This window comes from Salmonella sp. SAL4457 (assembly GCF_046548235.1).
Classification (GTDB): domain Bacteria; phylum Pseudomonadota; class Gammaproteobacteria; order Enterobacterales; family Enterobacteriaceae; genus Salmonella; species Salmonella enterica.
Genome location: NZ_JBGDZO010000002.1, coordinates 229,463 through 255,085, shown reverse-complemented (window position 1 = coordinate 255,085; position 25,623 = coordinate 229,463). Strand labels below are relative to the sequence as shown.

The 25,623-nt window shown below is 51.5% G+C and carries 22 protein-coding genes and 1 pseudogene; 4 read left to right on the top strand and 19 right to left on the bottom strand.

Annotated features, from left to right (window positions below; genetic code table 11):
* Positions 1-238: 238 nt before the first annotated feature.
* The 3 genes from ACLJNW_RS08820 to ACLJNW_RS08810 all read right to left on the bottom strand — a co-directional run bounded on the left by ACLJNW_RS08820 (position 239) and on the right by ACLJNW_RS08810 (position 3,779).
* Positions 239-1,162: a polysaccharide deacetylase family protein gene (locus ACLJNW_RS08820; protein ID WP_000540888.1), complete on the bottom strand. Its 924-nt coding sequence runs from the start codon at positions 1,160-1,162 to the stop codon at positions 239-241.
* A gap of 38 nt (positions 1,163-1,200) precedes the next feature.
* Positions 1,201-2,079, bottom strand: a complete 879-nt coding sequence (locus tag ACLJNW_RS08815; RefSeq protein WP_000089254.1) for a carbon-nitrogen hydrolase family protein — start codon at positions 2,077-2,079, stop codon at positions 1,201-1,203.
* Between the two features lie 395 nt (positions 2,080-2,474).
* Positions 2,475-3,779 (bottom strand): MFS transporter, encoded by a 1,305-nt coding sequence (locus ACLJNW_RS08810; protein ID WP_000784371.1) that lies wholly within the window; start codon positions 3,777-3,779, stop codon positions 2,475-2,477.
* A 404-nt stretch (positions 3,780-4,183) separates the two neighbouring features.
* On the opposite strand from ACLJNW_RS08810, the gene uxuA reads away from it, so the two are divergent.
* From uxuA to uxaC, 3 genes are all read left to right on the top strand, one after another.
* Positions 4,184-5,368 (top strand): mannonate dehydratase, encoded by a 1,185-nt coding sequence (gene uxuA, locus ACLJNW_RS08805; RefSeq protein WP_000815487.1) that lies wholly within the window; start codon positions 4,184-4,186, stop codon positions 5,366-5,368.
* Between the two features lie 110 nt (positions 5,369-5,478).
* Positions 5,479-6,951, top strand: a complete 1,473-nt coding sequence (locus ACLJNW_RS08800; protein ID WP_000437132.1) for a fructuronate reductase — start codon at positions 5,479-5,481, stop codon at positions 6,949-6,951.
* A gap of 11 nt (positions 6,952-6,962) precedes the next feature.
* Positions 6,963-8,375, top strand: a complete 1,413-nt coding sequence (gene uxaC, locus ACLJNW_RS08795) for a glucuronate isomerase (protein WP_000190182.1) — start codon at positions 6,963-6,965, stop codon at positions 8,373-8,375.
* A 299-nt stretch (positions 8,376-8,674) separates the two neighbouring features.
* Here the strand turns inward: uxaC and ACLJNW_RS08790 are convergent, their stop codons facing one another.
* Both ACLJNW_RS08790 and gss read right to left on the bottom strand, forming a co-directional pair.
* Positions 8,675-9,733 (bottom strand): methyl-accepting chemotaxis protein, encoded by a 1,059-nt coding sequence (locus ACLJNW_RS08790; protein ID WP_000475244.1) that lies wholly within the window; start codon positions 9,731-9,733, stop codon positions 8,675-8,677.
* Positions 9,734-10,402: 669 nt separating this feature from the next.
* Positions 10,403-12,259 carry a bifunctional glutathionylspermidine amidase/synthase gene (gene gss / locus ACLJNW_RS08785; RefSeq protein WP_000033690.1) on the bottom strand — a complete coding sequence of 619 codons (1,857 nt, stop codon included), beginning with the start codon at positions 12,257-12,259 and terminating at the stop codon, positions 10,403-10,405.
* A 226-nt stretch (positions 12,260-12,485) separates the two neighbouring features.
* Here gss and yghU point away from each other — a divergent pair, with 226 nt between their 5' ends.
* On the top strand, positions 12,486-13,352 hold the full coding sequence (gene yghU / locus ACLJNW_RS08780; RefSeq protein WP_000774853.1) for a glutathione-dependent disulfide-bond oxidoreductase: 867 nt from the start codon (positions 12,486-12,488) through the stop codon (positions 13,350-13,352).
* Between the two features lie 67 nt (positions 13,353-13,419).
* Here yghU and ACLJNW_RS08775 read toward each other — a convergent pair whose 3' ends face one another.
* From ACLJNW_RS08775 to ACLJNW_RS08710, 14 genes and pseudogenes are all read right to left on the bottom strand, one after another.
* Positions 13,420-14,130, bottom strand: a complete 711-nt coding sequence (locus tag ACLJNW_RS08775) for a molybdate ABC transporter substrate-binding protein (RefSeq protein WP_001748656.1) — start codon at positions 14,128-14,130, stop codon at positions 13,420-13,422.
* Positions 14,130-15,182 (bottom strand): annotated as a pseudogene (locus ACLJNW_RS08770) (ABC transporter substrate-binding protein). The gene ACLJNW_RS08775 and the pseudogene ACLJNW_RS08770 overlap by 1 nt, the downstream one beginning before the upstream one ends.
* A 75-nt stretch (positions 15,183-15,257) precedes the next feature.
* Positions 15,258-15,506 (bottom strand): hydrogenase maturation factor HybG, encoded by a 249-nt coding sequence (gene hybG / locus ACLJNW_RS08765; RefSeq protein WP_000334887.1) that lies wholly within the window; start codon positions 15,504-15,506, stop codon positions 15,258-15,260.
* Positions 15,507-15,533: 27 nt separating this feature from the next.
* Positions 15,534-15,875 (bottom strand): hydrogenase maturation nickel metallochaperone HypA, encoded by a 342-nt coding sequence (hypA, locus tag ACLJNW_RS08760; protein WP_000544945.1) that lies wholly within the window; start codon positions 15,873-15,875, stop codon positions 15,534-15,536.
* Positions 15,868-16,356, bottom strand: a complete 489-nt coding sequence (hybE, locus tag ACLJNW_RS08755; protein WP_024154694.1) for a hydrogenase-2 assembly chaperone — start codon at positions 16,354-16,356, stop codon at positions 15,868-15,870. Before hybE ends, hypA begins: the two co-directional genes overlap by 8 nt.
* On the bottom strand, positions 16,349-16,843 hold the full coding sequence (locus ACLJNW_RS08750) for a HyaD/HybD family hydrogenase maturation endopeptidase (RefSeq protein ID WP_001221962.1): 495 nt from the start codon (positions 16,841-16,843) through the stop codon (positions 16,349-16,351). The genes hybE and ACLJNW_RS08750 overlap by 8 nt, the downstream gene beginning before the upstream one ends.
* Positions 16,843-18,546 carry a hydrogenase 2 large subunit gene (gene hybC, locus ACLJNW_RS08745; RefSeq protein WP_000083044.1) on the bottom strand — a complete coding sequence of 568 codons (1,704 nt, stop codon included), beginning with the start codon at positions 18,544-18,546 and terminating at the stop codon, positions 16,843-16,845. Before hybC ends, ACLJNW_RS08750 begins: the two co-directional genes overlap by 1 nt.
* The gene (gene hybB / locus ACLJNW_RS08740; protein WP_000017678.1) at positions 18,543-19,721 is read right to left on the bottom strand and encodes a Ni/Fe-hydrogenase cytochrome b subunit; all 1,179 of its coding nucleotides are present in this window, start codon (positions 19,719-19,721) and stop codon (positions 18,543-18,545) included. The genes hybC and hybB overlap by 4 nt, the downstream gene beginning before the upstream one ends.
* Positions 19,711-20,697 (bottom strand): hydrogenase 2 operon protein HybA, encoded by a 987-nt coding sequence (gene hybA / locus ACLJNW_RS08735; RefSeq protein WP_001081721.1) that lies wholly within the window; start codon positions 20,695-20,697, stop codon positions 19,711-19,713. The genes hybB and hybA overlap by 11 nt, the downstream gene beginning before the upstream one ends.
* A gap of 2 nt (positions 20,698-20,699) precedes the next feature.
* Positions 20,700-21,818 (bottom strand): hydrogenase 2 small subunit, encoded by a 1,119-nt coding sequence (gene hybO / locus ACLJNW_RS08730; RefSeq protein WP_000145429.1) that lies wholly within the window; start codon positions 21,816-21,818, stop codon positions 20,700-20,702.
* Between the two features lie 189 nt (positions 21,819-22,007).
* Complete coding sequence (locus ACLJNW_RS08725) at positions 22,008-22,295, bottom strand: DUF2623 family protein (protein ID WP_001059119.1); 288 nt, start codon at positions 22,293-22,295, stop codon at positions 22,008-22,010.
* Between the two features lie 84 nt (positions 22,296-22,379).
* Positions 22,380-24,023 carry a methyl-accepting chemotaxis protein gene (locus tag ACLJNW_RS08720; protein WP_021000782.1) on the bottom strand — a complete coding sequence of 548 codons (1,644 nt, stop codon included), beginning with the start codon at positions 24,021-24,023 and terminating at the stop codon, positions 22,380-22,382.
* A gap of 306 nt (positions 24,024-24,329) precedes the next feature.
* A complete protein-coding gene (locus tag ACLJNW_RS08715) occupies positions 24,330-24,824 on the bottom strand; it encodes a TIGR00645 family protein (RefSeq protein WP_000439335.1) in 495 nt (164 codons plus the stop codon).
* A gap of 279 nt (positions 24,825-25,103) precedes the next feature.
* Complete coding sequence (locus ACLJNW_RS08710; RefSeq protein ID WP_001673723.1) at positions 25,104-25,607, bottom strand: ESA_00282 family adhesion-associated protein; 504 nt, start codon at positions 25,605-25,607, stop codon at positions 25,104-25,106.
* Positions 25,608-25,623: the final 16 nt, after the last annotated feature.

Below are 25,623 nucleotides of genomic sequence, written 5' to 3'. Positions count from 1 at the left end.
TTAATACTCACATTACAAATGTTATTTGATTATTATCCTGTGAACACTAAAAAATGATTTAAATCAAAAAAAAACTATTCTCGTTGATTAACGTTTTGACCGAAATAAAAAAGATTTTATACGTCCCGGGATAGTCTCCCTTTCTGATGGACAATATGCATTAACGAGCGGGCAAACAGGTAACTTCTGCCCGGGTAATCCGTTACCCGACTGATATTAACATTGTCATGAGGTGATATCATTTGCCTGGCCAGCCATAATCATCCGGAACCGGCGCTACGCCACGAACATCAGGACGGAGCATTTTTTGTCGATCCTCTTCGTCATCCACCCAGACACTGGCTATCTCTTCACAGGTTGCAAACCATACGCCATCATGCCCTTTAATATGTTCAATCAAACGTGACAACATCATCATATGATGCCCATGACCGATTATCTGCGGATGAAGGGCCATCGCATATAAACCGTTTTCCTGATGGTGATAAGCATAGGTAAAAATATCCTTCCAGCGTCGCAGAACACCGTCAGTATCGCTCATCCCCTCCTGGTTGCCGGTATACGCCAGTGCGGGAAAATCATCCAGATACCAGCTAACAGGAATTTCCAGAATCGCGCTGGCCGGGCCTGCGATATTTCCCGTCTCCCAATTCACCTGCCAACGTTGAGGATGGTAAGGCACAAGATCTCTCGCCATCAGGCTACTGTCATAGAGAAAACCGGCTTCCTCCAGAAGATCCAGCGTATTCTCGCTATAATCCCAATAGGGAGAACGGTATCCCACAGGGCGTATGCCGAAATGTCTTTTATAACAGGCGAACGCCAGATCCATAAGTCGGCGTTCTGTATCACGATTCACCAGCGTCGGATTTTCATGATAGTAGCCATGGTGAGCGATTTCATGCCCGGCATCAAAAATTGCTTTAATGATTTCCGGGAAGGTGTCTACAGTGTGTCCGGGAATAAAAAAGGTGGTTTTGATATTATTTTCTTTGAACAATTTCAGAAGCCTTGGTACGCCAACTTGAGCACCAAACTCTCCTCGTGACATAAAGGATGGCGACGGTCGATTAAATCCGCCCAGCCATAAAGACTGAGCATCTACATCAACACCAAGATTGACCGCAATCCTTTTACCCTCAGGTAATTTTAAATATCCCATAACGACCTCCAGCTAATACATAGAAGGGACACATTCTGTTATTTAATGTGTGATGGCCAGATATTATATATGCCTGCTTTTCTGCGTCTGTCCTTGAACGTTGTTGCTGCCCCCCCAAGTCTATTTTCATATAGAACATCGAGGTTAATTTCTCCTGAAATGACATCCTCTTGATTGACGTGCGCCTCTGCGATAATACCTTGTGGATTTTTCCACACGACATCACAGGGGCTTAAAATTGAACTTCGGGCCCAGCAGCCTGGCAGTGGCCCGCCCGGGTTTCCGCCCAGGCAACAGTGAACAAGATAAATTTGATTTTCAATACAACGTGCGTGGCAACAATGCCTGACTCGCCAAAATCCCTGTTCAGTAAACGTAGCGGAAGGCGTTAAAATTAACTCCGCACCCTGTTCCGCCAGCGTCGCGGCACACTCCGGTATTTCTGCTTCATAACAAATATTAAAACCCACCTTTGCAAATGGCAGTTGAAAAACAGCCATTTTATCGCCTTCCTGAGTATACCAACCCCGTTCAGCCGGGAAGATATGCGTCTTACTGTGAGCATAATGTTCGCCATCGGGTCCCCATATATGCGCAACATTCTCATAGCGATCTGCTCCAGTCTGCTCCAGATGAGAGCCAGCAATAATGAACTGTCCTCTTTCTTTCGCTTCCTGTTGAAAAAGCTGCTTATAGGCATCCGTGAACTGATCAATTAAAGTAAGGTGTGAAATGGGTCTTTCTTGCCATTTTTTCAATAATGTAAATAACTCAATGGTAAATAGCTCCGGGAAGATAACGACATCAGCACCCTGACTTTTATTAAGAAGTATCCTTACCTTTGTTATGAAATCTTCAAAAGTGTTTATTTCGGTAACAATATACTGACAGGCTGAAACAGTAAAATTACGTGACATCGTGATATCCCCGGCATGAAATTTAAACTTAAATTAACGTATAGCGCATGGAGAATATTAGGGAGCGGACATTACGACATCAGGTTATTTTTTGTGAAGCTGCGCAAAATATATGGGGAAAAGAGTAGAAGCATTGAACCTTTATTTACATAAAGGGGACTTTATCGATGATCGCAGCGAGACAGAGAGTCGATAAAAATCCAGGCGAAAAACAATAACCCTTACCACAATATTATTTTCAGCATCTGAAAATAATCAGGCAAACTAAATGATAACGCGCTGGTATAAAACCAACGCGTATTTTTACTGATAAGGGTAATGAAGACGGCCACCCGAAGGTGGCCGTTAGAACCCGGTAGCGCTTCGCTTATCAGGCCAGTGAAACCGAGACAGCTTTAGCGGTGAGACGCCAGCGGCTGTTCCGTCATTGGCGGGTGGTGCTTTTCTGGATCTTTAATCAGTACCCACAGGATGATGGCGCCGATAATATCGAACAGACTGAGTGCAATGAAGAACGGGCCGTAACCGATAATAGCGACCAATGCCCCCATAAACAGGTTGAAGCTTAACTGTCCCATCCATGCCGCAGATCCTGCCAGACCGGCAACCGTCGCGACCTCATTTTTCTTGAACAGGTCAGCGCTCATGGTAATCACGACGGTAGACAGCGTCTGGTGCGCAAAACCGCCAATACTCATCAATGCAATGGCGACATACGGGTTAGTCGTAATGCTGACAAAACCGATCGAAATCATCAAAACAGCGCCGATGGTAAAGCTACAACGACGCGCATTGATCGTGGTCATGTGCATCTTTTCCATGAAGAACTTCGCCAGGAAACCGCCTGCAACGCAGCCAAAGTCCGCCGCCAGGAATGGCAGCCAGGCAAACATGGCGATCTCTTTTAACGGCAGATGCATCACGTTAATCAGATACAGCGGCATCCAGAAACTCAGCGTTCCCCATGCCGGGTCAGCCAGAAAACGGGTAATCGCCAACGCCCAGAAGTTACGCTTTTTAACGATCTCTTTAACGGCCGGTTTTTTATTATCGTCCTGGAGATAGCTTTCCTGGCCGTCTTCGATATAACGCAGCTCTTTGTGGGTGATCCACGGGTGTTTATTTGGCGAGTTATAAATCAGGAACCAGGTGATGGCGAACAGCACGCCGATCCCACCGGTAATCACAAACGCCATTTCAGTACCGATGCCGCTATCAGCAAAGGTCAGCATCGCCCAGACCACCAGCGGCGGCGCCAGCATCGCGCCAATCGAAGTACCGATATTAAACAGTCCCCCCGCAATACCGCGTTCTTTCGTCGGGAACCATTCGGCGCTGGCTTTAATCCCGGCCGGAATCGCTGACGCTTCGGTTAGCCCCATCAGACCACGCAGAAATGCCAGACTTATCCAGCCGCCGGCCAGCGCGTGCGCCATGTTGATCAGCGACCACAACAAGGCAAAGATAAAGAAGCCGATTTTCAGTCCGATGACATCCATCAAATAGCCGGTGATCGGCTGCGCAATGGTGTAACAAAGCTGGAAGGCGCTCACCACCCAGGAATATTGTTGCTCATCAAAATGGAGTTCTTTCATCATCGCTGGCGCCGCAACGCTAAGCGAGCTACGGGACAGGTAGTTTACGATGGTCCCTACGCAGACCAGGCCGATAATCCACCATCTTAATTTTGTCATCTTCATGATAAAGCCTCGTTAAAAAACATTAGCTCCGCGCCGTCTGACCTGTAGCGGGAAAACTGAAATCACAAAAATTGGTTGACCAATCAATATTTTCTCATCCGGACCGGTCAAAATCTGGCGGCAACTCCCGCACTTAATATTCTTGAAATAAATACATCAACTCATTTCAAGTTGAATGGTGAATGCTTTTCACCCAGCAAAAATTGACACAGATCAAATAAATAAAATTGGCAGACCGTGAATGATGATATTTGTGATTTGGTTAGCCAATTTAGACAATAAGGTTGACATGAGAAAAATTTTGGTTGAATTTAGGGAGCAGAACGGGTTTACAAAGCACGTTTCGATGTTGGCTGGCAATGGGTCAACCACGAAGACGTTATCGCAAGAAGAGGAAACGAGATATGAAACAAACCTGGCGCTGGTACGGACCTAACGACCCGGTAACGCTGTCAGATGTACGCCAGGCTGGCGCAACCGGCGTGGTAACGGCGTTACACCATATCCCGAATGGAGAAATTTGGTCGGTAGACGAGATCCAGAAACGTAAAGCTATCGTTGAAGAGGCGGGTCTGGAGTGGTCTGTGGTAGAGAGCGTACCTATCCACGAAGATATCAAAACCCACACCGGTCAGTACGATTTATGGATCAAAAACTACCAGCAAACGCTGCGTAACCTGGCGCAATGCGGTATCTATACGGTTTGCTATAACTTTATGCCGGTACTGGACTGGACACGTACGGATCTGGAATACGTATTACCGGATGGTTCCAAAGCGTTGCGTTTTGACCAGATTGAATTCGCCGCGTTCGAACTGCATATCCTGAAGCGTCCGGGAGCAGAAGCCGACTATACGGCAGAAGAGATTGCTCAGGCAGAGCGGCGTTTCGCCACCATGAGCGAGGAAGACAAAGCACGTCTGACCCGCAACATTATTGCCGGTTTACCTGGCGCGGAAGAAGGCTATACGCTGGATCAGTTCCGTCAACACCTGGCGACGTATAAAGATATCGATAAAGCAAAACTGCGTGAACATTTTGCCTATTTCCTGAAAGCCATTATTCCGGTTGCCGACGAGGTTGGCGTGCGTATGGCCGTTCACCCTGACGATCCGCCGCGCCCTATTCTCGGCCTGCCGCGCATTGTCTCTACCATTGAAGACATGCAATGGATGGTGGAAACCGTTAATAGCATGGCGAACGGCTTCACCATGTGTACCGGATCTTACGGCGTGCGCGCCGACAACGATCTGGTTGATATGATCAAGCAATTTGGTCCGCGCATCTACTTTACGCATCTGCGTTCTACGCTGCGCGAAGAGAATCCGAAGACCTTCCACGAGGCCGCCCATTTGCACGGCGATGTGGATATGTATGAAGTCGTTAAAGCGATTGTGGAAGAAGAGCACCGTCGTAAAGCCGAAGGTAGCGACGATCTGATCCCAATGCGCCCGGACCACGGTCATCAGATGCTGGACGATCTGAAGAAGAAAACGAATCCGGGTTATTCCGCCATTGGCCGTCTGAAAGGGCTTGCGGAAGTCCGCGGCGTCGAACTGGCTATCCAGCGCGCTTTCTTTAGCAAATAACCTTCTTTCGCATGGCGCGACGCGTCATGCGATTTCCCCTACTCAATGCAATAGCAACATGCCTCGCCCCGGAGATCGCGGGCGAAGACGTCGAATGACAGGAGTTTGCAATGGAACAGAATATCGCCACCGCCCAGGTTTCCGTCGCCCGCCCAAACTGGGACAAATCACGTCTGGTATCCCGTATTGTGCATCTGGGCTGCGGGGCGTTTCACCGCGCGCACCAGGCGCTCTTTACCCATCATCTACTGGAAAAGAGCGACAGCGACTGGGGCATTTGTGAAGTGAACCTGATGCCGGGTAACGACGCGCGGCTGATCGCGAACCTGAAAGCGCAAAATCTGCTGTACACCGTTGCAGAACGCGGCGCAGAAAGCACCGAACTGAAAATTATCGGTTCAATGAAAGAAGCGCTACACCCTGAATTCGACGGTCATGCAGGGATTCTGGCGGCAATGGCGCGCCCGGAAACCGCCATCGTCTCCTTAACCGTGACCGAAAAAGGCTACTGCACCGACCCCGCCAGCGGCGAGCTTGATGTCAATAACCCGCTGATCCAAAACGATCTTGCCCATCCACAGCAGCCTAAATCCGCCATTGGCTATATTGTCGAAGCGCTAAACATGCGCCGGGAGCAAGGACTGAAAGCTTTTACCGTGCTGTCGTGCGATAACGTGCGCGAGAATGGTCACGTCGCGAAGGCTGCCGTCCTCGGCCTGGCGAAAGCTCGCGATGCCGCCCTCGCCGCATGGATTGCCGACAATGTGACCTTCCCCTGCACCATGGTTGACCGCATTGTTCCGGCAGCGACCGAAGAGACGCTACAACTGGTTGCCGACCAGTTAGGCGTTTATGATCCCTGCGCTATCGCCTGCGAACCCTTCCGCCAGTGGGTCATCGAAGATAACTTTGTGAATGGTCGCCCGGACTGGGATACCGTCGGCGCGCAATTCGTTGCAGATGTCGTACCGTTTGAGATGATGAAGCTGCGTATGCTTAACGGCAGTCACTCTTTCCTCGCCTATCTGGGTTATCTCGGCGGGTATGACACTATCGCCGATACTATGACTAACCCGGCTTACCGTCGCGCGGCGCTGGCGCTGATGCTTGATGAACAAGCGCCGACGTTGTCAATGCCGGAAGGCACCGATCTGGAAGGGTATGCGAATTTGTTGATTGCGCGTTTCACTAACCCCTCGTTGAAACACCGCACCTGGCAGATCGCGATGGATGGCAGTCAGAAACTGCCGCAGCGTTTGTTGGACCCGGTACGTCTGCACTTGCAACAGGGCGATGACTATCGCCGCCTGACGCTGGGCGTCGCCGGATGGATGCGTTATGTCGGCGGTGTCGATGAGCAAGGTAAAACCATTGATGTCGTCGATCCGCTGCTTGCACAGTATCAGGCGATTCATCAGCAATATCAGACGCCGGAAGAACGCGTTCGCGGGCTACTGGCCATCGAGTCTATCTTTGGCAACGACCTGCCGAAGAACCACGAATTTGTGCAAGCCGTTACCGACGCTTACCAACAGCTATTGCAGAATGGCGCGAAAGCCACGGTAGAAGCGCTGGCTAAGTAAGGAGATAAATCATGGCTACGTTTATGACTGAAGATTTTCTACTGAAAAACGACATTGCCCGCACGCTGTACCATAAATACGCCGCGCCCATGCCGATTTATGACTTCCACTGCCATTTAAGTCCGCAGGAAATCGCCGACGATCGCCGTTTCGATAACCTCGGTCAGATCTGGCTGGAAGGCGACCACTATAAATGGCGAGCGCTACGAAGCGCAGGCGTGGATGAGTCGCTGATCACCGGCAAAGAGACCAGCGATTATGAAAAATATATGGCCTGGGCCAATACCGTACCAAAAACGCTGGGTAATCCGCTGTATCACTGGACGCACCTTGAACTACGCCGTCCATTTGGCATTACAGGTACGCTGTTCGGACCGGATACCGCAGAAAGTATCTGGACGCAGTGTAATGAGAAACTGGCGACGCCGGCCTTTTCCGCGCGCGGTATTATGCAGCAGATGAATGTGCGGATGGTCGGAACCACCGACGACCCGATAGATTCTCTGGAATATCACCGCCAGATAGCCGCCGACGACAGCATTGATATTGAAGTCGCGCCAAGCTGGCGCCCCGACAAAGTTTTCAAAATCGAACTGGACGGCTTTGTCGATTACCTGAGGAAACTGGAAGCGGCGGCAGATGTCAGCATTACCCGTTTCGACGATTTACGTCAGGCGCTCACTCGCCGCCTCGACCATTTCGCCGCCTGCGGCTGCCGCGCGTCGGATCATGGCATTGAAACGCTGCGATTTGCGCCGGTGCCCGACGACGCGCAGCTTGACGCCATTCTGGGCAAACGTCTGGCTGGCGAAACGCTGAGCGAACTTGAGATCGCCCAGTTTACCACGGCGGTGCTGGTCTGGCTGGGCCGCCAGTACGCCGCGCGCGGCTGGGTGATGCAGCTACATATTGGCGCGATCCGTAACAATAATACCCGGATGTTCCGCCTGCTGGGGCCGGATACCGGCTTTGACTCCATTGGCGATAATAACATTAGCTGGGCGCTCTCCCGTTTGCTCGACAGTATGGATGTGACCAATGAACTGCCCAAGACTATCCTCTATTGCCTGAACCCACGTGATAACGAAGTCCTGGCGACCATGATCGGTAACTTCCAGGGGCCGGGAATTGCCGGAAAAGTGCAGTTTGGTTCCGGCTGGTGGTTTAACGATCAGAAAGACGGTATGCTGCGCCAACTGGAGCAACTGTCGCAAATGGGACTGTTAAGTCAGTTTGTCGGGATGCTGACCGACTCCCGCAGTTTCCTTTCTTATACGCGACATGAATATTTCCGTCGTATTCTCTGTAACCTGCTGGGACAGTGGGCGCAGGACGGAGAGATTCCTGATGATGAAGCGATGCTAAGCCGTATGGTTCAGGATATCTGCTTCAATAATGCCCAGCGTTATTTCACGATTAAATAATCGCTATTAATCTGTGAGCACAGGTCTCAGGTATTTCGAGGGGCAGGAAGGCGGTAAGAGAGTGAGAAATTTAGCAGTAACGCACTTTTCCAGCCAAAGTCTGGCCGCCGATAAAAAGCAAAGATGTCGCTGATTAATCCCGAATCACTTACTAAGGTAAGTGATTCGGGTGAACAAACACAGCCATCTTCTGCGTCATGCTTCTTTTCTCTGTCCGGAATAACTCCAGTGCAGAAAGTGCGATACATCAGTCCTGTTGATGATGGCTCCTGTTGGTTATACGGTAATAACTCATGACTTCACAGTGTGGTTTCTTTTAACAAATCGACAGCCAGCATTTCCAGCTGGTTAACCACCTCATTACTGGATCGCTCCATTCTGTCGAGTTCTTGCGACATCGCATTCATATCGCCTGCGGCAAAATAGTTCAGCGCAGAGTGGCCAGCGGTATGCACCTCTTTATGAGGCGCTTCCAGACTACGGAAACTGTAGTAATTGCTAAACTGCTGTCCTTCAAAGCCGTAGTACCATTTCCCCAGCCGACACTGATCGTGCATCGTTATTTTACTGTTTATGTCTTTATTTAAGAGTAATTTGTAGACTTCCATTTTCCAGATAACATGGTCAACTTTGACAATATTCAAAAACTGCACCGTAGAGATGTACTGCATGACCGATTTCATGCTCAGCGATTTATCGATGACGATGCCAATAGACTCCACAATTTGATTTATGTTAGTCGTAATATTATCAATAACCGGCTGTTGGTTATCCAGTACCTCACTCACTCTGGCCGTATTATCTTTGATTACAGAGGTTAACGTACTGACGCTTTTCGAACTGTGTTTAACATCTTCGGACAGGTTTTTCACCTCTTTCGAAATAACGCTAAAACCACGCCCGGCATCCCCTACGCGCGCGGCCTCGATCGCGGAGTTAATCGCTATCAAATTGGTCTGGTTAGCGATCTTCTGTATCTCTTTAATACACGCATTAATTTGCGTTAAGGAGGTATTTAAGTCGCCCATACGACAGCCAATATCCGATGAAGTCGTGCCAATTTCGGTGATAAATTCCACGAGCGATTTTAATGAACTTCTGGCTTTATCATTCTGTTCGTTAAGTTCATTAATGCGTTCTTTTTCAATGTTGAGCTGCTCACAGGATTTAATGATGGCATTACGAATGATATCGATCGTCGAGATCCCCATCAGAATTTTTTGACACAGTATCCGCTCATAAGGCTCAGGAGTATCCATCACCACGTCAGACGCATTAGCGCCAGATTCTGCTGCTGGCGGCGGTATTTTTACAACATTATTATTCCAGTGGCGCAAGCCTAATACTTTTTTAAACATATACCATTCTCCTTATTATATGTGGACATCCTGATCTATGCCTGGATAAAGTATTATCAACTCATGCTAACATAATGAAAAATCGGCTGTCATCTGCCATAACCATACGCTCACCAGAATAAGACAAAACGTCCACCAAACTTAAATAATTACAAGGTAAACTATTCAACAATACCATTAATAGTCATGATGGAAGTCGTTTCGCTTTATACGGAAATATTATTTACAAGGCTGACAACAATAGCTGAATAATAATTAACTGCATTTACTTAGGTGTAGCTATATCTCGCCACGAAGATTGCAGACAGGGTTTAAACGCAAACTTTTGCAATAGAAAAATAACCTAACGTAAACTTTTTATATGACCAATAATATCATTTGGACTCATCAATATATTATGCTGTCCGTTTACCAGCCAAACAGGCATGACCTAAATCCAAAGGAATGGGGGCAGCGTAACCAGCCGCAAAAAGTATCGATTAGTCGAAAATCAGGAAACGGATGCGCCAACGCGGCGAGCGTCACCGCCTGCGTCAGAAAAGTTAAGAATAATTTGTGATATTATTTCTCATATGTTACCAGTAAATGGCAGGCTGATAGCCGTTCGCTGGTAAACACAACAGGCGGGATATCGGCACCCACGCCGATATCCCGACGAGAATGACCCCGTTACGCTTTGATGACGATTAACGGTTCAATATCGCTCTCTTTTTTAATGACTAATGAATCATCGCCGCGCAGGCACGTACCGCCGTAGTTACCGCCCACGGTAAACGTACAGACCTGAATATACTTCCCGGCGACCTTCGGCAGGCACCACAACTGCTGATAGATATTTTTCTGCGTGGCGAACTTGCCGCTGGTTTTATCCAGGAGCTCTTCCTGATGGCTCACCAAATCAATATTACTACCGCAACGTCCGGCAATCGGTTTTACCGCATAGCCGGTCTGCACCAGCTCATCGTTAACGGTAAAATCCGTGTCGAGCAAATAGCGATGATGCGGGAAGAGCGACCACAGGATGGGCAGGATCGCTTTGTTACCCGGGATCACCGTCCACAGCGGTTCAAACACCAACACTTCCGGGCGCAGTAATACATCAATCAGCCGGACTTCATTTTCCGGGTGCCCGGTACGAATAGGCACTGCGGCATACTCCGTCTCGCTGACTTCGCGTATCTGCTCCATCGCCGTTTCCCACGCCCAGGTTTTCCAGACACAATTCACCAGCCGTCCGTCGCCATCGATCAACTGCCCGGCGTCATCCCAGCGCAACTCGCCCAGCCCGCGGAGAATTTTGCTCGCGAAACCGGCCTGATGCAGCGCCTGCTGCATAAACTGCGCGTGATAGTCCTCCTCGATATCATCATCCTGCATGATATGGACGAAAGGACGCGCTTTACTGTGTTTCCAGGCGCCTGCCAGCTCGTTAATTAAGCCCTCCGCCGGGTTATGCCCTTTACCGGTATAGCCCTGCTCAGCCCATTTTTCGAGAATTAATCCCGCTTCGGTATGGCATGATGCGGAATCGGCATTGTATTCATAGACTTTCAGCCCGCGTTCATCCATACAGAAATCCATACGACCGGTGATCATATGGTGACGACGGCGCTGCCAGGAGAGGCGCAGGCGCGGCCAAAGAATTTTGGGGATATCGAATAGCGCCAGCAGATTATCGTCTTTTAAAACTTTGTCCGTGGCGTGCAGGTACATCAAATGCAACTCATTGGTCGCTTTGATAAGCTCCTGTTCAGCGCTCTCGGTGATGGTAAAATACTGGTACGGGTCCTGATTGATAACGTGCCCGTTCGCCTGTACATAGGCTTTTTGTAACGGATCGCGCTCATCCAGCCACTGACCGTCAAACTGACCTTTCTCTGGCAGTCTTGCGCCGCGAATCGCCAGCGACTGATTCGCGATGTCAGGCTGTGACAAACTGTATTGCGTGTCGTCGGTCTGGATCATCCAGCCTAAAATCGTCGTGTCATCAAAGGTGTCGCGCAGGGTGTAACACCCGTTTTCTACGACCATTTCCAGTTCGCGAGTCCACTGCTGCCCTGGCGGCAATGGCGTGTGGATAACGTTTTGCTCAGCAATACGAATTTTGTTATCCAGGAGTTGGGTGATAATCGCAACGTGCCCGGTTTCGTTAAACTCGCCGCCCTTTTGCCAGATGAGCAACGCCCCGGCCTCCGGCGCGCGCGGCGAACCGTTCGGGAAGGCCTGCAAAGGCAAAATATTGTCATTCACGACCTCGCGCAGAAAACGCAGCGAGAAAATTTCCCAGGCCATGCCGACGTCAGTAAAAACAACGCCATAATTCAGAAAGAGAAAACGGCGGGCAAATTCCACGCACTGCCATTTATGCCCCATGTATTCATCGTCGATGTAGCTACGAAAAGCTGCGTCGTCGTCGTCCCACGGATCGAGGGAATTGTAATCTGAAGAGTAGATCGCTACGCCGCCGGGGGCGTAACCCAATAATGTCCCGAAGGGGGCATCCTGACTGGTGGTTCCTTTGCTCATGCACTTACCTCAAAACAAGACCGCCTGAGCAGCCTGGCGTGATTTCGCTCTGATTGTCTGCTCTGTGACACTAACCGGACAGAGGTCGACATAATCATACACCTCAATAAGGCACACTGAGGCCAGAAGGTTAAAATTTCACTCGCCGGAATGTCCCAATCGGTTAAATGTCCGGTTAGCAAGCTGCTACACTGCTTCAACACCACCACTGTGAAGGCAGATCAATATGGCAGATAATACTTATCAACCCGCAAAAGTCTGGACGTGGGATAAATCCGGCGGCGGCGCGTTCGCTAACATTAATCGCCCGGTTTCCGGCCCGACGCACGACAAAACGCTGCCCGTCGGCAAACATCCGTTACAGCTTTATTCGCTGGGGACGCCTAACGGCCAGAAAGTGACTATTATGCTGGAAGAGCTCCTGGCGCTGGGCGTGACCGGCGCCGAATATGACGCCTGGTTGATTCGCATCGGCGAGGGCGATCAGTTCTCCAGCGGCTTTGTTGACATCAATCCGAACTCAAAAATCCCGGCGCTGCGCGATAACTCACACAACCCGCCGATTCGAGTTTTTGAGTCGGGCGCAATTCTTGTTTATCTGGCGGATAAGTTTGGCCATTTCCTGCCGCAGGATCTGGCTAAGCGCACAGAAACCCTTAACTGGTTGTTCTGGCTACAGGGCGCGGCGCCGTTCCTCGGTGGCGGTTTCGGTCATTTCTATCATTATGCGCCGGTAAAAATTGAGTACGCCATTAATCGCTTCACCATGGAAGCCAAGCGTCTGCTGGACGTGCTGGATAAGCAGTTAGCTCACCACCCGTATGTCGCGGGAGAAGAGTACACTATTGCCGATATGGCCATCTGGCCGTGGTTCGGCAACGTGGTGCTGGGGAATGTCTATGATGCAGCGGAGTTTCTGGATGCCGGAAGTTATCAAAACGTACAACGCTGGGCGAAACAGGTAGCCGAACGTCCGGCGGTAAAGCGGGGGCGCATTGTCAACCGGACCAACGGCCCATTGAACGAACAGCTTCACGAACGCCATGACGCCAGCGACTTCGAAAACAATACCGAAGATAAACGTCAAAGTTAAACCATGATGCCGGATGAGGTAGTAATGTCGTCATCCGGCATGGTATTCCCTGCTGACGCTTCGCTTATCAGTTCTGCGAGTGTGTCATATTCGGCGCTTCACTAAACCCATGTTGCATGAGAATCAACCTCGCCCGTGCTGATAGTAAAAAGTCGGCAAGCGTTTTTCCCTGCTCGCTCAGGCAGGCAAAGCCATATTCAGCCACGGGATTATAAGGTTCCGGGATATCAATCACTCGCAGCGAATTAACCTGCCGTAGCCTGGGAGCATAGCTGGCATAGCCGATAAAGATATCGGTGTAATCATGATTGATGAGCCATTCCGCTGCCAGCCGGCCCGCCGGTAACGGCAAAGTCTGCCTGCCGCCAACCAGCGCTACCGCGCGTTTTCGGACCGCTTCGCCCTCGTTGCCCATCCGCGAAAAAAGCTGCTGCGTATAATCGCCGGAAGGATCGCAACCTGCTGTTGAGGTGCCGATCCGCAGATCCCGCCGGGTTAATAGCGACAGCCAGTCCTCGCCTTCACGCATCGCCTGTGCCCGCACGCTCAGACACAAACGGTTCGTCGTAAAAGGCGCGACCCGCAGCGCCCGCCCGCTTTCCAGCAGCGCCTGCGGATGCGCCAGGTTCGCCGAAGCAAAAAAGTCGCATGCTTCGCCCGCTTCGATGCGTTCACGTAACAGCCCCGCCGGACCGAAATCACATACCGCATCCGCCTGAAACGCCGTCATTAGCTGCGGCCAGACGACGCGCAAGCTCCCCGCAGCCAGTATTCGCATCACTGTACGCCCTGATAGTCAGTACGGTAAAAACGTTGATACCAGTCGTTAGCGGCCTTTTGCATGTCAATATCGTGGAATTTTTCCGGATAGAGTTTTTTCGCCATCCACAGTTCGCCGATTCCCACCGCCTCCGGCATCGGATATCCCCAGGCTTTGGCATAATCCGGCATCAGGTAAACCCGATGATGCTTCACCGCGTCAATGACCTGCCACTGGGGATTGTGCAGGATCTCATTGACGACCTTTGGATAGCGATTCTGGACAAAGATCACCTGCGGATCCCAGGCGATCACCTGCTCCATTGTCACCTGCTTAAAGCCTTTCACCGAGGATGCCGCTACATTCAGCGCCCCCGCATGGGCCATCATCAGACCGGTATATTTACCGGAACCGTAGGTGGTCAGCTCCGGATTCGCCATATAGGCGCGAACCCGCTCATTTTCAGGAACCGACTGCAAACGGTCGCTGACCATCTTGCGACCTTTATCCATCGCCTCAATCAGCGCTTTCGCCTCTTGCGGTTTATTGACGATATCGCCAATCAGCGTTATTCATTCACGCAGCCCGCGATTATAAGCCTGCTCTTCATCGGCCAGGGTCGGGTTCATTTTAGCCTGCTCGCCAGCAATATCATGGCGCAGCGAAATCGCCACTACCGGAATGCCAAGACGGCTGATCTTGTCGATCATCTCCTGCGGAGCGTAATTCGTGACAAACACCACCTGCGGGCGCAGCGCCACCAGTTTTTCAGGATCAACGTGCGTTAGATCGCCCAGCGAGGCTTTTTGCGCCAGTTCCGGCGCCAGACGCGCATAGCCGTCGCCTAATTGCTGTTTCCAGTTCGCCATGACCCCAACGATTTTGTCAGTGGCATTCATCTGTACAAGGAGATTGAGCGTTTGATGCTGGAGCACCACCACTCTGTCGACGGTGTCCGGAACCGTGACCTGGCGGCCAATTTGATCGGTAAAAGTACGCGCCGCCTGTGACATTAACGGCCAGCAAAAAAGCAACGCCAGCAGAGAGAGCTGGCGCAAAAATTTATTCATAGGTTTCGCCCCATAATCGATATATAAATAATTATACAACGATTATAGAGCGATATAATAGAGGTGATTAAGGGATCACGCGCTGGTGATGTCGTACTCCATGCGGCGCAGCGCATCTAACGTGGCTTTCGCTTCGTCTTCGTCAATGATGCTCATCGCAAAACCAACGTGTACCAATACCCATTGCCCTATCAGATCGGCTGGCTTACCTTCACAAATCAGAGCAATATTGACATCACGTTTGATGCCACACACTTCCACCTGCGCAAGCTGGTGAATATCATCTCCGACGGCCAGCACCTGACCGGGGACGCCAATACACATAATTAACCACCTGAAATAAAATGCGGGTTATTCGACCTCAATACTTTTTACTTTCAACGAATCGCCGGTATCCACCCGCAGGCGATCGCCATGACAATGCGGACATTGCGCGTCATGCCTGAGAATTTCCACCACCTGACTGCAATCCCAGCACCAGGCCTGGGCCGGTCTGTAGTCGATGTGCAATTCGCACCCTTGCGCTAAAGTTCCCTGGCAGGCGATGTCAAAGCTGAAACGAACCGCGCGCTCTTCAACGCACGAAAGCGCGCCTATCTCCAGCCATACGCCGGTGACGCGCGCCACGCCGTGCTGTTCTGCCTGCTGCTGAATAATTTCAACGGCGCTTTGGCAAAGAGACAGCTCATGCATTCTCACAGCTCCGACGGCCAAACAGCAACGCACGCCGGCTTGTCTGCGGCGCATCAGGATTGCTTACCGGCAGGGATAGCAGCATCCGCGCGCAGTCATCCGCCAGCCGGACGCCCTCTTCCGGCGACAGGCTACGGGAAAGCGGCGACATCAACGAGCAGGCAAGATATTGCGAAACGCCTTCCAGTTCGCCAACGGTAAAGGTCATCGCGCCATAAGGCAGTTGCAGACCGAGTTTTTCACCGACGGTACGCCCGGGCCAGATCTGGTCCGGGCCAGGGAAGATTAATGCGCTTAACATCCACGGCGTAATTACCGTGCCCGTCCATTGTCCTTCAAATAACGTAAAATCAGAGACATGCACTGACATAGTCGGATGCAGAAACGAAAGATCGTGCATCGAACGATGGGCTATCTCTTCAAACGCCGCCTGAACCCGGGCGACGGGCGCCGTGTCGAATCCGGAAAACGTTTCAGACATGCGCCGTCTCCTTAGGAATTGCTTCGACGCCGGATTCACGCAGCGCAGCAAGAACCTGCTCAAGCGCAGGTTCAATCATCGCCTCGACGGTTGGTGTTAAGCCGATGTGCGGTTCCAGCGACTGTGGAATAACGCCGACCAGGGTCAGTTTCTTCGGAAACTCGCCGGTAAAGCGGAGGGCCGACAATACGTCGGCCAGTCCAAGCTGATGGGGGGAGATTTTGTTGGTGAACAACGCCGGAACTTCATCGTCGCGCAGTACCATAATGGTTCCCGGCGCGTTCTTTTTCGACACGATGGCGTCGGCAATGATCAAATGATCCCGACTCGCCATATCGCCAAGAAGTTCCATTCCCGCCGTACCACCATCCAGAATCTCAACGAAATCCGGCAGGGTGTATCGTTGCTCTAACGCTTCAACAATACGCACCCCGATGGCTTCATCGGTCAGCAAAATATTGCCGACCCCTAAGACTAATATCCGCATTACAAAACCTTCACCGAGACCACTTCATTGCCATCGGCGTCCACCACGTGTACCGCGCACGCCATGCAAGGGTCGAAGGAGTGGATGGTACGTACCACTTCCAGCGGCTTCGCCGGATCGGCGATCGGCGTACCGACCAGCGACTGTTCGTACGGCCCCACGTCATCGTTGAAGTTACGCGGACCTGAGTTCCAGGTCGATGGCACCACCGCCTGATAGTTACTGATAATACCGTCTTTAATCACCATCCAGTGAGACAGCATACCGCGCGGCGCCTCCAGGAAGCCCACGCCTTTGAACTCGCCCGTCGCCGGAATGTTCGGCTTCACAAACGTGGTGTAATCGCCTTTGCCGATATTTACAATCAGCGCGTTGTATTGATCCTGCAATATGTTTTGCAGTTCACAACAGTGAACGGTACGCCCGATGATACGACCCAGCGTAGAGTGAAGTTGCGCCATTTCCAACGTTTTGCCGGTCAGCTTCTGATAAAGCGCAATGATTTCATTGAGCTTGGTCTGCGTGGATTCACGACCTGCAGCCAGTTTACACAGCATGTTCGCCAGCGGCCCGACTTCGACGGTTTTGCCGTAGAATGTCGGCGACTTGACCCATGAGTATTTACCGTCATCCGACCAACCGTCGTAAGCCGGGATCGTAGTGCCTTCCCACGGCGCCTGCGGCGCTTCATCTTTGTACCAGGCGTGCTTCGCGCTCTCCTGAATACCTTTAATCAGGAATTCGTCGGAGTGAGAGGTGATCGGACGGTATGTCGACAGATCGGCATTGGTAATGTAACCGCCCGGGAACAGGAAACTGCCGTTTTTACCGTCGGTCGGGAATTCCGGCGCGCTCAGGTAGTTCACCGCGCCTTTGCCGCGCTCCAGCCATTCCGGATAGTAGGCCGCGATGACTGCGGTATCCACTTTATACACCTGCTCGACAAAATCGCTCAGCTTATCGATAAACGATTTGATGTACATCAGGCGTTCAAGGTTCAACGTACCGATGCTGTCGAGATTGATCGGGTTCGCCACCCCACCGACCGCCAGGTTCTGGATATGCGGCGATTTACCGCCCAGCAACGCCACCACGCGGTTAGCGTCACGCTGACATTCCAGCGCCTGCAGATAGTGGGCGACCGCAATCAGGTTGACCTCCGGCGGTAACTGCATTGCCGGGTGCCCCCAGTAGCCATTGGCGAAAATACCTAGCTGACCGCTGGCGACAAGATCCTTGATCTTGTTCTGAACTTTCGTGAACTCTTGCGCGCTGTTCAGGTGCCAGCTCGACACGCCATCCAGCATCGCGGAGGCTTTTTCCGGATCGGCTTTCAGCGCAGAGGTAATGTCCACCCAGTCCAGCGCAGAGAGCTGGTAGAAATGGACAATGTGGTCATGGGTGGTATGCGCCGCCAGAATAATATTACGGATATACTGCGCGTTGACGGGAACATCAATATTCAGCGCGCTTTCCGCCGCACGAACGGAGGAGATCGCGTGAGTTGTCGTACAAACGCCGCAAATACGTTGCACAATCATCCACGCATCGCGCGGATCGCGGTTCTTCACGATCTCTTCCATACCGCGCCACATGGTGCCGGACGCCCATGCTTTGGATACGACGCCGTTCTCAATTTCGCAGTCAATGCGTAAATGACCCTCAATACGGGTTACCGGATCAATAGTAATTCTCTGGCTCATGCTTTGCTCGCCTCATGACGATTATGATCGTTTTGTTTTAAAGGAGGAAGTATCGGCAGTAGACGAATGAGTACGATGTATGCACAAATCTCAATAGCCACAAAACCAATAGAAATCAACAATTCTTCCCAAGTTGGGAAGTAGTGGTAGCCGCCACCCGGGTTGAATGCCACCAGCGAATAGGTCAGACGCCACGTCGCGCAGCCCAACAGCGCGCTCAGCGCCGACAGGTACAGCATACGAGAGTCATTACGCAGTTTCGCCACACGCAGCACCACTAACGGGAAGACCATCAGGACGACTTCAATCCAGAACATAGCGGAGTAAAAATCGCCGGCAAACGCATAGGACAGCTTGTCGCGATAAATCAGTTCGCCAAAGCGCAGGACGACGAAAATCGCCAGCAGCACGCTGATGGTATTCGTCAGCTTAACAAACAAATTTTTCTCATCCGGACCGTTTCCTTTCAGGCCTGCCTGAACCAGCGAACCCTCAAATATGACAATGGAGAAGCCCATGATAAACGCGGTCAGAACCGAGAACAGCGGCAGCATTTCATAGCTTTGCCATAGCGGATGCACTTTATAGCCCGCCGAGATCATCAATGACCCCATTGAGGACTGGTGCATCGTCGGCAACAGCGCGCCCAGCGCGATAATAAAGAACATCACCTTATTCAGACGCTTGAGCGACACTTTCCAGCCCAGACGTTCAAACAAGGCAGGCGCAAACTCCAGCGCCATCACGCCGATGTAGATGGTCATACAGACCGCCGTCTCAAACAGTACCGAGTTCACGTTGAAGTGACCTGGAATGTAGAAGTACGGCAGGTTCCAGTAACGACCGACGTCGATAGTGATCGACAGGCCGCCCAGCGAGTAACCAAACAAGCTTGCCAGCAACGCCGGGCGCACCAACGGATGGTATTGCCCACGGTTAAAGACATATACCGCCCATGCCAACGCCCAACCGCCGCAGGCAAAGCCAGTGCCGATCAACAGGTCAAAGGCAATCCAGACGCCCCATGGGAAACCGCCGTTCAGGTCGGAAACGGAGCCCAACCCGAAGACCAGACGCTTCACGATAAGGAGCATACACAGGACGATTAACGGTCCAAAAATAATGACCGGTTTACTGATGATTTTTCCGCCCAGCGGTTTTGGATCATGACTCATGATCGTCTCCTCCATCGTGATGGTCGTTTTTGCTATTACGACGAACCAGCACGGTTAAGCCCGCCAGCGCAGCCAGGGGTAGTATCATGCCTTTATAAAGCGTGTGTTGAACATGCTCGGAGCGCGCTCCGGTTGAAAGGTCATCCAGCTTCGGCAGATCCAGATCTTCATAAGGAACGCCTGTCAGCACCAGCACCTGAGTACCACCGCCCTCTTTTTCACCGTAGAGGTGTGGGTAGTATTTAGGCACCGTATGCAGATAGGTGTCGTCCGTTTTCAACGTCTGGCGCGGATAGTGATATTCACTGCCTGGTTTGAGGGCCAGACGTTTTTTCGCTTCCGCCATCAGCTCTTCACGAGTACCGAAAATGACGGCCCCTGCCGGACAAACTTCCACACACCCAGGCAAACCGCCTTTATCCAGACGCTCAACGCCTTTCTGGTTACACAACTCACACTTGTGAAGCGCGCCAAACGGGTTGTTGTAGTCGTACTTAGGTACGTTGTACGGACAGGCGACCATACAGTAACGGCAGCCGGTGCAGACATCTTTGTCATAGTGGACGATGCCGGTTTTCGGATCTTTTTTCAGCGCCGACACCGGGCAAACGGAAACGCAGTTAGGATCAACGCAGTGCATACACTGTTTCTTGATGTAGGCATAGCCGTTCTCTTCCTGATCTTTGTTCACGCCCGTGCCGCTACGCCATACCTGAATAATGTTATTGGTATACGGCGACAGCTTGTCGTTGTTCGACCAGGTCTGCTCCCCTTCCGGGTTACGCGCCGGGAAGTTGATATCCTGACACTTTGTGACGCAGGCCTGACAGCCCACGCACAGAGTGGAGTCATACAGCATACCCAGCGAACCTGGAATCGGCGGACGGTTTTCTGCAGCCGCATGGCTGACAGACGGCGCGGCGCCCAACAGCAATGCTCCACCGGAGGCTGCTTTAATAAAGTCACGTCTGTTCACGGTTATTCTCCCCGTGAGTCAGCGTTATCTTTCTTTTGCTGACGCCCCAGTTCACGTACCGCCATCACGCTGACGCCGGCAACCAGACCGACTACGCCGCCAAGCAGACCGACAGCGCCCGCAGAGATATTGCCGCCTTCTTTCATATTGACGTCAGGTTTCTCTGAACGCGGAGTTTGGTTTTCGACATGAGCAAGCTGGTGAATGCCCTTATGGAAGCCGATACCTTCTTCGTTACAGCCATAGCAAGGATGACCGATCGCCACTGGCCAGACGCCGCCAACGTCACAGAACTGTAACGTAGAACAGTTGCCCCAGGTTTCCGGCCCTTTACAGCCAAGATGGTAGAGACACCAGCCCTGACGGTGGCCTTCGTCGCCAAATTCTTTGGCAAAACGGCCTGCGTCGAAGTGTGGACGACGTTCGCAATGCTCATGAATCAGACGGCCATAGGCAAAGGTTGGACGATTTTTCGCATCCAGCTTCGGCGGCGTGCCGTAAGTGATGATATGCGCGACGGTCGCCAGGAAGTTATGCGGGTTTGGCGGACAACCTGGAATATTGATAACCGTTTTGCCCGGTAAGACTTCCTGCAGACTGACAGCGCCGGTTGGGTTTACGCCAGCCGCAGCAACGCCGCCCCATGCCGAGCAGGAACCGATAGCGATAATCGCGGCTGCGCCGTCGGCGGCTTTGCGGATGTGATCCACGATCGGCTCGCCGGCAACCATGCAGTAGATACCGTTATCTTTTAGTGGGATAGAACCATCCACCACCAGAACATATTGCCCTTTATACTTCTCCAGAGCGTTATGTTTGTTTTCTTCGACCTGGTGACCGAATGCGGCGGAAAGCACCTCGTGGTATTCCAGAGAGATGGTCTCCAGAACGAGGTTTTCAACGGTTGGGTGTGTAGCACGAAGCAGTGATTCGGTACAACCGGTACACTCCTGAGCGCCAATCCAGATAACGGGCGGACGCTGTGGATTGGATACCGATTCTGCCATTTCTGCGGCGGCTTTGCTACTGAGCCCCATAGTAGCGGCCAGTGCTGCACAAAGCTTCATGAAATCACGACGGTTAATGCCGTGAGAAGTGATGAGAGTATTATCTCCAGTCATTTTATAGTTATTCCGTTACGAAGACCTGGCTTTTATTTTGCACTGTTCGCGAAGAAGTTATTGCGATCGGTACGCCATTTACCACACTTTTTTTATGGTTATGTGCGCCATAATACTTCGACGGAACAGTAAAACGAAGGGAAGAGGCGATAGTGTAATTAATTAAAGCAAGATAATACCCCTGTTGGATCAACCTTCGAGTCGATAACCGGCCATAAAGAAGCGAACCGCCATCCCGGAATGATTCTCTTTAAAGAAATCCATCACCATTTCTTTATCCAGACCATAGCGACGCGTCAGAATTCCAGCCTCCCACGCGCTAAGTTGACGATCGCCGGTCTTTTCGAACATACGGTGTGTAAAACCCAATACAAAGCCACGTTTATACTCAGAACAGAAATTCACCGCATGATGCGCGCTATATGCATATGGCGCGTGCAACCCGGCCATTAACCCTTTCCCAAAATGATTATTCATCTGACCTCCTTAGTCGCTATATAATAAATTATATAGCGACTAATTAAATGAAGGCCAGCGCATTACGCGCTTTTTTGCTTCACATCAGAAGGCAACCCATTCATCAGTAGACTGTGCGGGAGTCGACGCCATTCTCTGAACGCCAGGCGCCGCTTTCGCCGTTACGCGTTGTTGCGGCTCACTAGCGGAAAGCCGGAACTGCTGTACGGAGCGTTGCAAATCCTCCGTCTGCCGTTCCAGCGCCGCCGCCGCCGCGGAAACCTGCTCAACCAGCGCGGCGTTTTGTTGCGTAACGCTATCCATTTGCGTGATCGCCACGCCAACCTGAGAGATACCTTTACTCTGCTCTTCGGAGGCGGACGCGATCTGTTTCATAATCGTCGTCACTTCCGTGACGCCGCGCAGGATGGCGTCCATCGTCGCGCCGGTCTCCTGGACCAACTGCGCGCCTTGCGCTACGCGACGTACCGATTCGCCAATTAAGGCTTCAATTTCTTTCGCCGCCCCCGCGCTGCGGCTGGCCAGGTTACGTACCTCACCGGCGACCACCGCGAAGCCGCGTCCCTGCTCGCCCGCTCTGGCCGCTTCTACCGCTGCGTTCAAGGCCAGAATATTGGTCTGGAAAGCAATACTATTAATCACGGTAGTAATTTCGGCGATCTGCTGCGAACTGGCGGAAATACCGTTCATTGTTTCTACCACATCGGAAACCAGTTCACCGCCTTTTCCTGCCGTTAGCGAGGCGGCATCCGCAAGCTGACTCGCCTGGCGGGCGTGTTCGGCGTTCATTTTCACCGTTGCGGTAAGCTGTTCCATGCTGGCGGCAGTTTCTTCCAGCGCGGCGGCCTGTTCTTCCGTTCGGGAAGAGAGATCGTTATTACCGGTAGAAATTTCCGTCGCGCCGCGCCAGATATTGTCGCTTCCGGCGCGGATCGTACTCACGGCTTCGCGTAAACTGTCCTGCATCGCGCGCAGTAGCGGCACCAACCGGCCTACGCAGTTACGCCCCAACGCTTCAATCGGCTGGCTAAGATCGCCTTGCGCGATGCGCTGAAATTGCTGACGGATGCGCTCCAGCGGTTTCACCATCATTGCAACCAGATAGCGATCGGTAAAAATCAGGATAGCAATGCCCAGAATCACCGCCGTGATAAGCAGGATGCGGATGGTATAGGTTTTACCATCGACCATCACGCGGGTGTTATCCAGCATGGCGCCAGCTTCATGACTAAACCGTTCCGCGCTGGCGCCGAACGCGCGACTGAGTGCGGGCGTGACCGTACTGGCATGTTCGCTCCAGGCGGTCAGCGATCCTTGCTGCGCCAGTTGCATTTGAGGAACGACGCCTTTCTCCAGCAAGGCCTGCCAGTTGGACAAGACCTCCCTTGAGATATCAGGGTTCATCGGCCCTGGCGATAGCGCTTTCATCTCCTCCAGCTTCTGACGCATATTCTCGAGCGACTGCCGGGCGGGCGCAAAATCGGGCGTGCCGCCGCCGATTTTTACATCCATCGCGCGGCTAAGGCGGGTAACAAAGCGGAAATATTGATCGTTACCCTGGCTTAGCACCGTCATTTGCCGCACAAGATGCCGGTCAATATCATTTCCTTCCGAAACTTCGGATAAAGCATGGACGCTGTATAACCCCACCCCCGACCAGAGTAGACAAAAAAGTCCCAGTATCGTCAGCATGACCATACGAATAGTAAAGTTTTGCAGCAAACGCATATGAATTTCCTTGCTGAATATAAGAGATTAGTCATCAGACGATGACGCACTCTCGTTATCGGCAAGGCGCGGAGAATATATAATGCATTCTCCATTTTTTTACAGTTACCGCCGTTTACGTACCCGCAGATGTTATATATCTGTGAACGCAGAGAAAATCTTTCAGTGTTATTACTGAGTAAATGAATAGATGTAGTAAAAATATTGCGTAAGGCTGCAGGGAGACGGTTATCCACCGTTAAAGAAGCGCTGTTTTACAGCCGGGCTCAGCATCCTTTGCCCGACTGCCCCGCCGTTGACGGCGGCTCAATGGTTATGCCGCGTCAATCTGTCCAGATAGCCCATCACAAACGCCGACAGGACAAAGGTCAGATGGATGATGACATACCACATTAATTTGTTATCCGGGACGTTTTTCGCGTCCATAAACACGCGTAACAGGTGAATGGAAGAGATAGCGACTATCGATGCCGCCACCTTATTTTTTAGCGACGTCGCATCCATTTTCCCCAGCCAGTTCAGCTTCTCCTTGCCCGCAGAGATATCCAGCTGAGAGACAAAATTCTCATACCCGGAGAACATGACCATTACCAGCAATCCGCCAACCAGCGTCATATCAACCAGCGATAACAGCACCAGGATCAGATCGGCCTCCGCCAGGGCAAAAACGTTCGGCAGAACGTGTAGAATTTCCTGGAAAAATTTTAGCGCTAAAGCGATCAGCGCCAAAGAGAGGCCAAAATACACCGGCGCGAGCAGCCAGCGAGACGCATACATTACATTTTCAAGAAAGCGTTCCATAGGGACCTGTCAGGTAACTAAAACCAGCAACAGTATATCTCAACCATGCAACATCAGATCAACATGCCAGTTAAGAGCCTATCCCACCAGGCGTTATTGGCGCAGCCAGTTTGGACACGGACAGCGCGCAAAAACCGGAGCGTACACGTAGTACGTGAGGTTTGACTCGCTACGCTCGCCCTTCGGGCCGCCGCTAGCGGCGTTCAAAACGCTAACGCGTTTTGGCGAGCACTGCCCAGGTCCAAAATGGCAAGTAAAATAGCCCTAATGGGATAGGCTCTAAATCTCATCCGGGTTAACCTGCGGGCGCTGATATTCCGGCCATACCAGCGCGACCAATGCCGGGTAGGCTTCAAGACTGAACTCGCGAAAACACTGGCGTAAATTAAGGACGTCCAAATCCGAATACGGCACCTTTTCTCCGTTCAGACAACGCTTCTTAATATTGTCGTAATACTTATAAACGGCAGAGTTAAGGTCGCTGCAACGACGCTGTGCGTCAAATAATCCAGGCGTTTCATTCAACTCAGTCATTGTCATTCGTTTTATCGTTGCATGAAGGAAATCGATATATTCATGGTTAACGCGCCAGTACCATACCGGCGTTATCGAATTCATTAATACTGAGAAATGATCTTCGCCCTCTTCCTTTGTCGTGGGTTCAGTTTGATTTAAATTTATGACTTTTCCACCAGGACGTTTTTTATTAACCTCCCACATCAGGAAGAGTATCGCGCCGGTCAGTAATAGCAATATAATAACAGAATAAAAAATACTGTTCATAGCAGGCTCCATTTTT